The sequence below is a fragment of the Wolbachia endosymbiont (group A) of Beris morrisii genome, from assembly GCF_964028185.1.
In the GTDB taxonomy this organism is placed as follows: domain Bacteria; phylum Pseudomonadota; class Alphaproteobacteria; order Rickettsiales; family Anaplasmataceae; genus Wolbachia.
The window spans coordinates 301,031-312,797 of the sequence record NZ_OZ034760.1 but is presented as its reverse complement, the minus strand read 5'-3'; the positions used below and the strand labels follow the sequence as shown (position 1 = coordinate 312,797).

The window sequence follows — 11,767 nt, the reverse complement described above, 5'->3', positions numbered from 1 at the left end:
CTCTATACCATAATCCCATCAAAATGAATATTTTTTCCATTTGGTAGATAAATACCATCTAATGAAATATTGACCTTTCCTTCTTTCACTTCTGTAATTTTTACTTTTTCTAACTTAAATCTTTGCTCCAACTTTTGTAGAGCTTCTGCTACTGCTGCATAGATTTCCAAAGTTAAATCCCTATTAATTGGCTTATCTACTAATTCAAGTAGTCTTGACCCATAATCCCTTCGCATAACACGTGATCCTATCGGTGTGGTCAGTATATCAATTATTGATTGTTTCAGATGTTCTATTCCTTCTAATTCTTTACCTGTTTCTTTGCTCATCCCTTTCATTGTTAGCTCGCAAATACATTTTTGCTAATACTCATTACATGAAAACCACACGATGCCAAGTCACCGGTTCTTGTTATGCCAATATCATTAACAAATACGCTGTTTGATCCTTGCATTAGTTTCTCCCCTAGAGTTAAGATATCTCCTTTTCGACACACAGATCTACCGTTTACAAAAACATTGCTGCTTCCACTCATACAAACATGTGCTGGTATTCCACTGCAATAATCTCCTACACAAACGATTGCTTTACCCATATATTAGTTTAGATATATTCTTTTTGCTTTGAGTTTTATTCCCTTTTTTGTCATTTCTATACTTGATTCCCCAACTTTTAGCGTTATTTTATCTATTACATCTATCTCTAAATGATGTTTATCTTTATCGTACGATAACTTTGTCCCATCTTGAAATTTTGCACTATTTATTTCCTTTTTATTCTCCGGAGGGGGATATTTCTCCTGATATATTGCCGGTAACACCACTTCTAATGATAATTCCCCGAACGGCGATAACACTACTACCTGTTCATCAATATTCGGTGGTGACCAGCTTTCAGCTCGATAAGTTATCCATGGTAACCAATCTGTTAAAAATTCTCCTACTTTGACCCTTACTCTTGCTTTTTCATAGTCTACTTCTTTAACTAGACCTATACGAATAATATTCGCTAACTTCCTATTCAGCTCTGAAATTGCAAAATTATGCTCTAACATTTTCGCCAACACTTATTGTATGTGCCAGTTTCTGACCACACTGACTTCCATACATGGATTTCATGCACCCATTCAACCATCCACACTAGATATGCATCCAACTCTGGCCTAAAATCATCTCCTCCTGCTGATATAAATTCACCTGCTGAAACATTTTCCACGTCCCAAGTATTCTTATTCACTACTCTCGCAACTTCTGCTGCTAATTCTCTCACAACTACCGAGGAATCCTCGACTGTTCCATCAACTACAATTCTTGCTTCAAATCTTGCTCTCAGCGCGAACTCCTCTGTTCCTGGATCTTTTCCTGGCTCTAAACTCACAAGCTCTACAAACACTGCTGGGGCTACTATTTCCCGACGTTCTGTTGGATACACTTCACAGGTTTGTATTACCGATATTTCCTCCTTTAATTTGTCACAGATTGCCTGATGTAAATTTCCCCAGAACATTATTTCATATAACTCATTTGCTGATCAAAATACTTCTCAAATACTCTCTCTACTTCATTTTCAACTAACTCTTTCATTGTTTCCCGAGCATGGGTATTTATTTTAATTTCATCTATTGGCAAAGACGTGGTATACCTTCGTCTGAAGATTCCTATATGACCATTTTTCATTGTTGCTATAAATGCTCCTTCATACGTACGGCTTCCTACTTTTGCTCCTATCTTTGTCTGTTTTATACTCCCAAGTTTTGCTACTCCTATCCACTGCGAACTGAGCTTTACTATCGACCATAAACGCTTTCTATTTGCTTTATCCACACTTAACTTTTTTCTCATTGCTTTTTTTGGTATTTGTTTTTCTTCGCTAACTTGTTTGACAGTTTGCGATCTTACCCATAGTGCCGTTTTGTTCAATGCTCTTACTGTTGCTAATTCTATTTTTCTTCTTTCAGCATCTATGCTTTGCATAACTTTTTCGATGCTATCGGTGACTTCGATGTTAATACGCATCTACACCCCTGACGCTTGAATTTTCCACAATACTCCTCCTAAGTGGTGCTACCTATGGCACATCTCTTCCTTATTACCTGCAATATTTCATCTGCTGATATTTGGATCAATGCAGCTATACACACCTTTTTTCTCAGTTGTAAAGTAGTAATCCCCAACTCCAAGATCAGTTACAGGCGTATGATACACATCTTCTGGAATGCTGACTATCTCTTCTATCATGCCTGACTTCTCATCTAATAGAAACATGATTCCCTTATTGCTCACAATAAATAATTTTCCATCTATCACCGGTCTAGCATAATATGTGTCTTTTAGTTTATCATTTAGCTCATCATTTACCACTAAGTTAGTACTCCAAATTATCTGACCATCAGGTATTGCAACTTTCATAACTTCATTCTTTGTGTTTACTACAAAAAATTCGTTACCATTTATATCATCGGGGTACAGCCATGGCATAATCCCACCACCACTGATATTTTTTGCTTCCATGGCCTTTAACCACAAAAGATCTCCTGATCCTATATCAATCGCAACAATGGTAGAATTGTTTGTAGCTATTAATGTGTTATTCTTTACTACTGGAGTAGTCGTGATATCTGTAAGCTCAGTATCTAAGAGGTTTGTTGAAGGTAACTTATAAGACCATAACTTTTTTCCACCTTTATCAAAAGCTACTAACTTCCCATTTGAAAATGGAACAAATACTGTGTTGTACATAGCCACAGGGGATGTGTAATATGAACTTGCCGGTTGGTTGCTACCATTATGATTAGGCATATGATACGACCAGATTGTATTACCATTTTCCATGTCTAGCATGTACAAATAGTTATCCATAGTTAAAACTGCTAGTCTGTCATTAAAAATTGTCGGGTTTCCTTTTACTGGAGACTTTAATTCCTTTTTCCACATAACTGTAGTTCTGTTTATTCCATATAGCACATTATCTATTGCTAAGTAAATTTTTCTACAATATTTACTGCAAGCAGCACTCATTCTACCAATTGTTTTATGACTATCAGATAAATCTAGTTTTTCCGGGTACACTGCTCTGTAATACAATACCCCATCGCCACCAATGACTAGATCGTGAGCTTCGGATAAGGGAATTGGTTCTATATAACCTTGAGAAAACTCTCTACTTGGGATATTCCACAGGTGACACCTATATTTATCTTTTATTTTTAAGCTAAGCTCTACCTCATCTTTTGCAATAGCACAACTTGTGCTTAACAAGGAAGCAATTAAAAAGACGACTAATTTCATAAAACTTTTCTAGAAAGATCATTTTATATACACATTAAAGATACAATATATTGAACAATTTCACTATCGTTAGTTTTGATTTTAACACTAAAAACCATTTTACATTCTCACTGCATGTATTTTCCATACCATTCCAGAATTATCTCTAAGTGGCGGTGAGTGTACTTTGTACTTACGCTTATCAATAATAAAGGTATCTCCTACTACTGGCTGCAATACATCGAATATACTCACCTCAAGAAAAACCATCTCCCCGACAAATTGTCCTTCACCAATTCCATATAATTTATCTGGTTGTTGTTTCAGCACCTGAACCATGTATGACTTATCCTTTGATTCATACAACACTTGCTGCCCTAAATGTGTAAAACAATCTTTCAATAATCTCTTAATATTTCCTTGCATGTCTTCTTTTTATGTATTAACTTTTACTTCGAGCAGAGCAGCTTTTTCATACCTCTTTTCTTGTAGTTGCTCTGCCCACAAAAACCATTTTACCTCTTTATGCAATAAACTTGAAAGGCACACAAAGTGGCTATATTGGTAGGAGGAAAGTCATTCTTTCCTTTTTGGCTCCTCTATGCTGCAACGATTTTTGTTAATATCCTCGGACGGTGGCACATCGGTAAAGGGTTTGATTGGGTATGAAGGTCAGTCCCTCTATCAAATCTTCTTGGCTCTTGTTTTGCATACAATGGCTGACCAAGGGTATTCACCGTCTCATTAAAGTCCGCTGGCGCAAAGTAAGTAGTAAATGTGCTTGCTGTACCAAGTGGAAAACAGTGTCCTGTGTCTTTTTCTATAAACCTTCTCACATTTCCTTCAGGGTCGGTTGCTTGCCCTCTGTACTCCTCAAATGTTATTCCACAGAACGTAAATCCTGACCTCATGTCGTTCCTCAGCGCTGCCCCTTCTTGCCATCTCTCATATGCTTCTTTTACTTTGGCATGAGAAGTTAGTGCATCAAAAAACTCAGGACTTACCAGTGCATGAATCCCAGTCATATATTCACCACTTAAGTTGTCTTCAACATGCCTCAATACTTCCAGACACTTACGCTTTACATCGGTGGTTGCTGTTCCTAGCGCAAAACTTACTACTTTCGGTGTAATTTCAAATTCGTTGTAAAGATTTAATAACTCTGACCCATCTGCATCAAGAATGATTCCCTTCAACGCCCCCATCCGCAAATGTTCTAACGTTATCGCGTGTTTGTTTCTCATCAACTCCAGATGATCTGTTACCACGTTAGCCAACGCTTTCAGTTCATTCTCTGACCCAAATGCCCTTATCCCTTGCACTTCCTCTGGTAACACTACATCATCATGGGGAATATGTGGTATCGTAAATGTTCTTATTTTTCGTTTTCCGCGTTTTCCCACTGTTGCAGGTGCTCCGGGAACTTGCGTTGGTAATAAACTCAATACTCCGTTTTGCTCTTCTATTGTAATATGTCGGAATCTTACTGATCTACTTGGAAATAAATTTAAGCTTTCTGTTCGACCATAATTTATCGGCAATATGTTTATTGCTTTAGTTAATTCCGTCATACTAAATGCTGGATTTGTAAATGGATTTTGCATGTTTTTCCCCTTTAGTGTTTTAAGTTGGTTTTGCTCTTCAGTTGAGCAGTTTTAAACTCCCTTACGAATGATGATGCCCCGTGCTTCAAGTTGCTTTATTGCTGCAGCTTTTTGCTCCTCAGTGATATTTCCTGGCCACACCACTGCATGATCTGCTAGCATCGCTATACGTGTAATGATTACTGCTTTGGTGGTTTCCGTTGCATTTACATCACTTGTTATTACACCTATTGCTGTTTGCGTGCCGTCTGTAGCTGTTGGATTTAAGGACTTAATTAGACCGTCTTTAGTATCACACCCAACAACTGTACCAAGTTTAAGGTTCTGTCCCTTTGCTACTGTTATTTGGTCTCTTGAATATAGGTTTGATGCCTCATACTTTAATAGGTCACCTAAATTATTTCCTTCTGTTATACTTGTCATGTTTTTTTTTCTCCTTTTTTTCCCTTTAGTTTTACCGCCATGTTTGATACGCGGCGGTTATAGTTGTGGTGCGTTTTAGCTACCGCGGTGTTTAAAGTTCTGCGGTATAAGATATATAACCTTATAATTGGCTATTCTGGCGGACTTGTTTACCGCGGCATTTGTAATTGCTGGTACCTAAATTTCTCAAATGCCAGATTGCGCTCGAGTTCTTGCTACCTGCATCATTAAATCTTCTGATGAACTTTGTGGTATTGTGCTCAGTATCTCTGTCTTCTTCGTTCTCTCCGCCAGTATCGACATTAATATTTCTTGCGCTTGTTTTGCATTTACATCCTGCTCGATAAATTCTCCTATTTTCTCTGGCATCTTTGATAAATTACATAATCTTATTACCTCTAATACTTCCTTGCGGCACCTCTCATAACCTATTCGTTTTGATTCTTCCATTAACTCATCAGCATCGATGGTGTGGCCCTTATAGTTAAATTCAGCTTTACTCATATTGTTTCTCCTATCTATAAATTCAGAATATGTTATTACCTCATCAGCAAGACCTATCTCTATTGCTTTTTCCCCAAAATATAGCCCTGCTTCCGTTGATTTGATTGTTTCCGTGGACAAATTTCTGTTTCGTGCTACGAGCTGGACAAACATCTCATATAGGCGGTCTACTTCCTCTTGTAAGCTTTCCACACTTTCTGATGTTATCGGCTCATGCGGATTTAAATCGTTTTTTCGACTTCCAGCAAATACTGTCGTATATTTTATTCCCTGTTTTTCATCAAACCCACTTTGATCTATATGACTTGCTATTACTCCTATGCTTCCAACTCCTGAAGTTCTCGTTACCAATACTTTTTCAGCACTTGACGCTATTGCATACGCCGCAGAATACGCATCATCATTTGCTATCGCCACAATCCTCTTTTTTGTCCTTGCTTCGTAAATAAAGTCCGAAAGGTCGAATAAACCGTTTACTTCTCCTCCGGGGCTGTCTATGTCCAATAGTATTATTTCAACCTTTTCATCTATTAAAGCTTCTTCTATCTCTTCACGTATCTTCTCATACGATGTCATCCCCAACACATCATCAAAAGCCTCTGACTTCTTCGTCAAGATTCCATGTATTGGTATTACTTTTATTCCCCTTTCACTATTTCTTACTGCATGTTTTATATTTTTAAACGTTGGATGCTTCTCTGCATGTAATGACAATAAATCAAAGCTTCTTTGCTCTATCATCATCGGTTTATTGAGCCAGCTCACTTGTGTTGTCATATTATTTCAGTATTAGAATCAAAACTACTGACGTCCGAGTCAAAACTTAAACCCAATTCACTAGCACGCCTTTGATCTTCAGCAATTTCTTGGTCGATTTCTTCTATATCGTAACCTAGCTCTGATACTACTTCTGACCTGCTTTTAAACCCATTCCTTACCGCCATTTGCTGTGCTTGCTGGTCTTTCAGTGGATCTACCCAATCAAACCCTTGTGCTATCCATTTTACCTCTTTTGCCGCTTCTTTCGCCCCTTTTTCACCTATGTCTAGTTCTCCAGATAGTATTGCTAATTCTAACCACCTATCCCATACTGGACGGCAAAATTGAAATACCATTATGTTATGCTGTAACATTCCGCACCTCCGGCGAAACTCTATTAATCCTGCTCGGATTGATGAATAATTGACACCCGTTAAATCCCCTGTTAGCTACTCATACGTTATTCCTATGCCTACTGCTATTGCTCTGAGCTGCTGTTTCATGAATGCTTCATAACTTCCTCCAACATCAGATGGTTCCGAGAACTTGATATCTTCTCCGGGATCAAGTAATTGCATAGTCCCAGGTTCTAAGCCTGACAGCGCTACTCCATGTTCATTACTCTCTCCTTCTCCCATGATGTTCGCTTCAGGATCAAGTCTCGTAATAAATCCCGCAAACATCGCTGCAGTCTTTTTTCGTACTAATTCTGCATCGTCATATTGATCAAGTTCATAGAGGTTTAACAGTACTGTAGAAAGCCACGGTACTCCTCGAATCTGCCCAGGTCTTAGTGGTCTATAGATATGTAAAACATCATTTGCTGGTACTCTAACTGATTCGCCAAACGAGCCTTCACCAGGGTGCTCTCGAAAAAGGTAATACGCTTCTCTTTGCCCAAGTCTATTGAACTCAATGCCGTTTCTAATTACATTACCGTTGGCAAGGGTTTGATTGCTCTTATTGTCTAAATGCTCTGATTCAAGTACTTGTAATTGCAACGGCACACAAAGTCCATCTTCTCGTTTTCTTGTTCGAAGTCTTACAAAACATTCTCCTCCTTCTATCATGCTTCTACACACAAGAGCTTGTAATCCATAAAAATCACTTACTCCGCTACTGTCTGCTTCATCTGTCCATCTCAGCCATAATTCTTGCACTTTTTTCCGAAACTCTGCATCCTTGGCTTTTGATTGCGGTTTTATTCCTGTCCCAACGCAATTACTCACTATCGTATCGATGATGTTTGCTGCATAGGAGTTCTTTCTTACCATGTCACGTGAACGACTACGCAGGTGTTCAAGGCTCTGGGAAAGTAAGCTATTTATACTTCCTGACTCTGGTTGAAAGTGCAATAATCTTCTTCCTGAACCTGATGCATCCCATGCTGAACCTTTAGGCTTTGGTGGTTTGCGGAATAATTGTTTGAATGATTTTAGTAGCATTACTTTTCCTTGTCTGAAACTTTTGATAATTCAGCTTCCAACTCTTCTATTGTTGGCAGAGCTGTTTTTACCTCTTCTGGTAGATTTTCAGTGATTTGATACTCTGCTAACCCTATTGGCTTGTTCATGTCACGTAATGCATACTCGGCTACAACTCCAACTTTAGAGCGATAGAGGATAAGACCAATAGATTGATTATCACCTGGCTGTCTTAATAAATCATCAACTGCTGAAAGGTAAAAATTCATCTTTCCAGTGTATTCTGGCTTGAATTTCCCTGCTTTTAGTTCAATTACAATATAGCAACGAAGCTTAACGTGGTAAAAGAGCAAATCCAAATAGAAATCTCTATCTTCAACCTGTAAATGGTACTGCCTTCCTAAAAATGCAAACCCTTCACCAAGTTCTAAAAGGAAACGTTCTATGTGAGCTACAAGAGCTTTTTCTACTTCCCTTTCATGCGCTTTTTTACCAAGACTCAAAAAATCAAATACGTAAGGATTTTTAAGCGTTTGCTGTGCTAAATCTGATTGAGGCGATGTAAGCTTATTCCTAAAGTTTGTTATTGCTTTACCTTCACGTTTATACAAATTTGTTTCAATTTGCATCGACAAGATATTGCGAGACCAGCCGTGTTCACGCGACTTTTTAGCATACCAAAATCTTTCTTCTTTGTTTTTAATTTCGTACATTATTACGATATTGTGACCCCAAGGTAATTGGTCAACAGCTTGTTGACGAATTTCGTTTTCGCTATATTCTTCCGCAAACCTTCTCATATACTTTAGATTTTGAATGCTAAACCCCTTCATATCAGGAAAAGCATCTCGCAAATCTTTACTTAGTTGTTCAATAACTTTCGCTCCCCAGCCATATTCTTTTTGCCGTTTTAAGATTTCTGTACCAGTATAATGATAAAGCAAAATAAGCTTACTATTAACCGCAAGTGCTGCTTTGTAACGATTAGTAGCAATATAACCTTTCAACTGCTCTAAAAATTCTGTATATTCTTTTCCTATAATTTTTGTCATAGCGTTCCTTTCAACGATTTTTATCATTATATGATCCCTTTATTCGTTGAAATAACAATCTTTCTCTTCGGCTTCACACCTGCAACTTTCAGCTCAGCTTTAATGCGTTGTCTTAAGCTCAAGAGGTCATTTATCTGCACTTCTCCGTACCTAACCACGTGATCGCCATATGCAATCGATACTACCCGTTTCCCGCTCTGTAGCTTCTTTATCGCTTCTTCTACTTGATCTAAATATTCTTGGCTATACATCAACTTTTCTCATTCAACCATTGACTTCTTCTCACTCTTTTTGACTTTTTAGTTTTTTCACCTACTAAACTTTCCCACTTACTCTCTGGCCATCTATCTATTCCCAGTGCTATCGATGCTGCTCTTGCATAAACTCTGCAATCTAGTACTTCATTTCGATCCCTTATCTTTTGCCACTCTTGTTTGGTATACCCTTTTACTACCTTGGTAATTAGTTGTTCTGCAGTAAGTTGCTTAAAATATTCAGGTGGATATTCGGGAAAATGACAATACCCCGGCGCCCCTTCTGTTAAAACATTAAGTAATTGGAAAAGCTCGGACTTTAATATCGATACCCCAACTGGCCACAGCTTCATTCCTCTCTTTAGCTTTTGTCCGCTAACTGTTACATCTACTCTACTTGGGCTGTTAAGCGGCACTAGCGCTTTGTTTACCCCTTTCACTGCCATTACCCTTCCAGAGCCTTGATGACTTCTTACCCAATTGTATACCTCTTGTGTTGCATACCCGGCATCAATCGCCATCATGCTTATCATGTATTCAAGCCCATTTTCACCGATAAAATGATGATTCAAGAGCTCTGACAGTTTTTCCCATACTTCTCCACTGCCAGTATCACCTTCTAATACCTGGTAGTCTATTGACCAATTTTCTCGGTTTCTTCCCCATGCTACAATTTCTGCCTCTAAACGATCTTTTTGTACATCAACCCCTGCTGTCAATACTATTTTTCCACTTTTTGGCACCATGCCTATCGGATAAGATTCTCTTCGGTTAAATAGTTGCTTCCAGTCTGGTACTTCTCCTTTATCTACCCAGGTTTCTCCGAGTGTGGTGTTTATCCAAACTTTTAATAATTGTTCATTTTCCTTTGCATGCAGAAAATCTTCTACTGCTTGTTTCCAACTATACCAGCCAACTGGGCTATACAAGCTTGAAAGGTGGAATCCTTTTTTTTCACCTTTTATTGGATTAGTAGGCCTCCATTCACCTCTAGCTAACATCTCTGTTTTTTGATGATTTTTTATTTCTCCCCTACACTCTATGCAAACGTAGTGGGCTGTTGAGGGATCTTTATCTTTCCACTTTATCTGTGGCCATTTCAGCACCTGATAGTGATCACAATGTGGACAAGGTACAAAAAAGTATCGTTTGTCTGAACTCTCAAATTCCTTCTCTATTCTGCTTATTCCGTGAACCGTTGGTGTTGAAACTAAAAAGATTTTTCGCCGCGTAAAAGTATTAGTTCGGGCTATGCTGAGTAAAACTGGATCTCCTTCTCCTCCTGAATCTCCTGGATATGCATCTACTTCATCTAAAAAAAGATATCTTACCGGCATTGAACGTAAACCCACTGGACTGTTTGCTCCAGTTACTACTACCGTTCCTCCTGGAAACTCCTTACTTTGTACAGTGTTGCCTGAATCTCTCGACCTTGGGTCTTTTATTTTACTCCTTAAACATGGTGTATCTTCAATGAGCGGCGCAAATCTTCCCTTTGACCAACGCTTGCCCATTTCTACTGTTGGCTGTACTACCAGCATAGGGCCTGGTGTTTGGTCGATTATATATCCTATCCAGTTATTCCCAGCTTCTGTTCCGCCTATCTGCGCTCCTTTCATGAATACCACTTTTTCAGCCGGTGAAGATGAAGATAGTGAATCCATGATTTCTTTAAGATATGGGGTTCTCTCTGTTCTCCATTTTCCTGGCTCTGATGATGCTATTGTTGAAAGTTGACGATTTCTATCTGCCCACTCTGATACTTTGAGCAGTGGATCTGGCTTTAACCCTGTATAAAAGCTACTGCTATATATCATAATGCCATCTGCTGCAATTTTTGTACTTTTACACAGCTAAGAGAAAAAGGTATTTTCCCTCTACAATAAGTATCTGCTGACGCTTTACTTAAAATCATTATTGCAACTAATATGTGAATTAGGCTCACCAAGGCGATAAGACGCTTTTTCAGTAATTTATATGTAGTCATTAAAATACACTTTGTGTCAGCTCTTCTAAAGCTGTTCTGATTTCCTCAGTCAGTGTCTCATGGATCTTCTCTGTGTTATTTATCGATGCTAGTAATGCTGAAACCCTATCTGGAATGTTAAGCAAATTATTACGGACAACTCTTGCAACATTAAATGCTTCAGTCTTTACTTCTTCTACTGAGATAAGTTCACCAATTTCAGCTTTTGCCTTTGCCTCGAGCAGTTTTCCCCGCTCCATCTCGTTTTTTATCCGGGTTTTAAGCAACATCGTTGAAAGATCATTATTTCCTCTTTTTTCCCCTTCTTCTCCACCTTTTCTCCTCAGTGGTTGACTTGGATCTCTAATTGCTTCTATTGCTCTATTTGCTTGTTCTCGGTCAATTAATCCATCTTTCAGCTCAACTATTCCTTTCTTTACTAAATAACAGACATATTGCTTGGCAAACCCTTGTTCCCTTGCCCATTCTGTTTGTGTGATTTTTCCCTCTTCCAT

General features: G+C 38.4%; 15 protein-coding genes and 1 pseudogene. All 16 read right to left on the bottom strand.

Going from position 1 to position 11,767, the window contains the following annotated elements:
• Positions 1 to 2: 2 nt before the first annotated feature.
• The 16 genes and pseudogenes from ABWU69_RS01590 to ABWU69_RS01515 all read right to left on the bottom strand — a co-directional run bounded on the left by ABWU69_RS01590 (position 3) and on the right by ABWU69_RS01515 (position 11,767).
• Complete coding sequence (locus ABWU69_RS01590) at positions 3 to 338, bottom strand: GPW/gp25 family protein (RefSeq protein WP_353285303.1); 336 nt, start codon at positions 336 to 338, stop codon at positions 3 to 5.
• Between the two features lie 2 nt (positions 339 to 340).
• Positions 341 to 595 carry a PAAR domain-containing protein gene (locus tag ABWU69_RS01585; protein ID WP_353285302.1) on the bottom strand — a complete coding sequence of 85 codons (255 nt, stop codon included), beginning with the start codon at positions 593 to 595 and terminating at the stop codon, positions 341 to 343.
• Between the two features lie 3 nt (positions 596 to 598).
• The gene (locus ABWU69_RS01580; RefSeq protein WP_353285301.1) at positions 599 to 1,054 is read right to left on the bottom strand and encodes a phage baseplate assembly protein V; all 456 of its coding nucleotides are present in this window, start codon (positions 1,052 to 1,054) and stop codon (positions 599 to 601) included.
• Positions 1,048 to 1,506 carry a hypothetical protein gene (locus ABWU69_RS01575; protein ID WP_410541782.1) on the bottom strand — a complete coding sequence of 153 codons (459 nt, stop codon included), beginning with the start codon at positions 1,504 to 1,506 and terminating at the stop codon, positions 1,048 to 1,050. The genes ABWU69_RS01580 and ABWU69_RS01575 overlap by 7 nt, the downstream gene beginning before the upstream one ends.
• On the bottom strand, positions 1,506 to 2,015 hold the full coding sequence (locus ABWU69_RS01570) for a phage tail protein (RefSeq protein WP_353285300.1): 510 nt from the start codon (positions 2,013 to 2,015) through the stop codon (positions 1,506 to 1,508). Before ABWU69_RS01570 ends, ABWU69_RS01575 begins: the two co-directional genes overlap by 1 nt.
• Before the next feature lie 87 nt (positions 2,016 to 2,102).
• A complete protein-coding gene (locus ABWU69_RS01565) occupies positions 2,103 to 3,287 on the bottom strand; it encodes a PQQ-binding-like beta-propeller repeat protein (RefSeq protein ID WP_353285299.1) in 1,185 nt (394 codons plus the stop codon).
• 99 nt (positions 3,288 to 3,386) lie between these two features.
• Positions 3,387 to 3,692 (bottom strand): hypothetical protein, encoded by a 306-nt coding sequence (locus tag ABWU69_RS01560; protein WP_353285298.1) that lies wholly within the window; start codon positions 3,690 to 3,692, stop codon positions 3,387 to 3,389.
• A gap of 173 nt (positions 3,693 to 3,865) precedes the next feature.
• Complete coding sequence (locus tag ABWU69_RS01555) at positions 3,866 to 4,870, bottom strand: major capsid protein (RefSeq protein WP_264719167.1); 1,005 nt, start codon at positions 4,868 to 4,870, stop codon at positions 3,866 to 3,868.
• A gap of 51 nt (positions 4,871 to 4,921) precedes the next feature.
• Positions 4,922 to 5,293, bottom strand: coding sequence for a head decoration protein (locus ABWU69_RS01550; RefSeq protein ID WP_353285297.1), 372 nt, complete (start codon positions 5,291 to 5,293; stop codon positions 4,922 to 4,924).
• A 186-nt stretch (positions 5,294 to 5,479) separates the two neighbouring features.
• Positions 5,480 to 6,574, bottom strand: coding sequence for a S49 family peptidase (locus tag ABWU69_RS01545; RefSeq protein ID WP_353285296.1), 1,095 nt, complete (start codon positions 6,572 to 6,574; stop codon positions 5,480 to 5,482).
• Positions 6,571 to 8,001: pseudogene (locus tag ABWU69_RS01540) on the bottom strand (phage portal protein). The gene ABWU69_RS01545 and the pseudogene ABWU69_RS01540 overlap by 4 nt, the downstream one beginning before the upstream one ends.
• On the bottom strand, positions 8,001 to 9,059 hold the full coding sequence (locus ABWU69_RS01535) for a YhcG family protein (protein ID WP_353285295.1): 1,059 nt from the start codon (positions 9,057 to 9,059) through the stop codon (positions 8,001 to 8,003). The pseudogene ABWU69_RS01540 and the gene ABWU69_RS01535 overlap by 1 nt, the downstream one beginning before the upstream one ends.
• Complete coding sequence (locus tag ABWU69_RS01530; protein ID WP_353285294.1) at positions 9,059 to 9,283, bottom strand: gpW family head-tail joining protein; 225 nt, start codon at positions 9,281 to 9,283, stop codon at positions 9,059 to 9,061. Before ABWU69_RS01530 ends, ABWU69_RS01535 begins: the two co-directional genes overlap by 1 nt.
• The gene (locus ABWU69_RS01525) at positions 9,283 to 11,103 is read right to left on the bottom strand and encodes a phage terminase large subunit family protein (protein ID WP_353285293.1); all 1,821 of its coding nucleotides are present in this window, start codon (positions 11,101 to 11,103) and stop codon (positions 9,283 to 9,285) included. The genes ABWU69_RS01530 and ABWU69_RS01525 overlap by 1 nt, the downstream gene beginning before the upstream one ends.
• Positions 11,100 to 11,273 (bottom strand): hypothetical protein, encoded by a 174-nt coding sequence (locus tag ABWU69_RS01520; protein ID WP_353285292.1) that lies wholly within the window; start codon positions 11,271 to 11,273, stop codon positions 11,100 to 11,102. Before ABWU69_RS01520 ends, ABWU69_RS01525 begins: the two co-directional genes overlap by 4 nt.
• The gene (locus ABWU69_RS01515) at positions 11,273 to 11,767 is read right to left on the bottom strand and encodes a hypothetical protein (RefSeq protein WP_174516746.1); all 495 of its coding nucleotides are present in this window, start codon (positions 11,765 to 11,767) and stop codon (positions 11,273 to 11,275) included. Before ABWU69_RS01515 ends, ABWU69_RS01520 begins: the two co-directional genes overlap by 1 nt.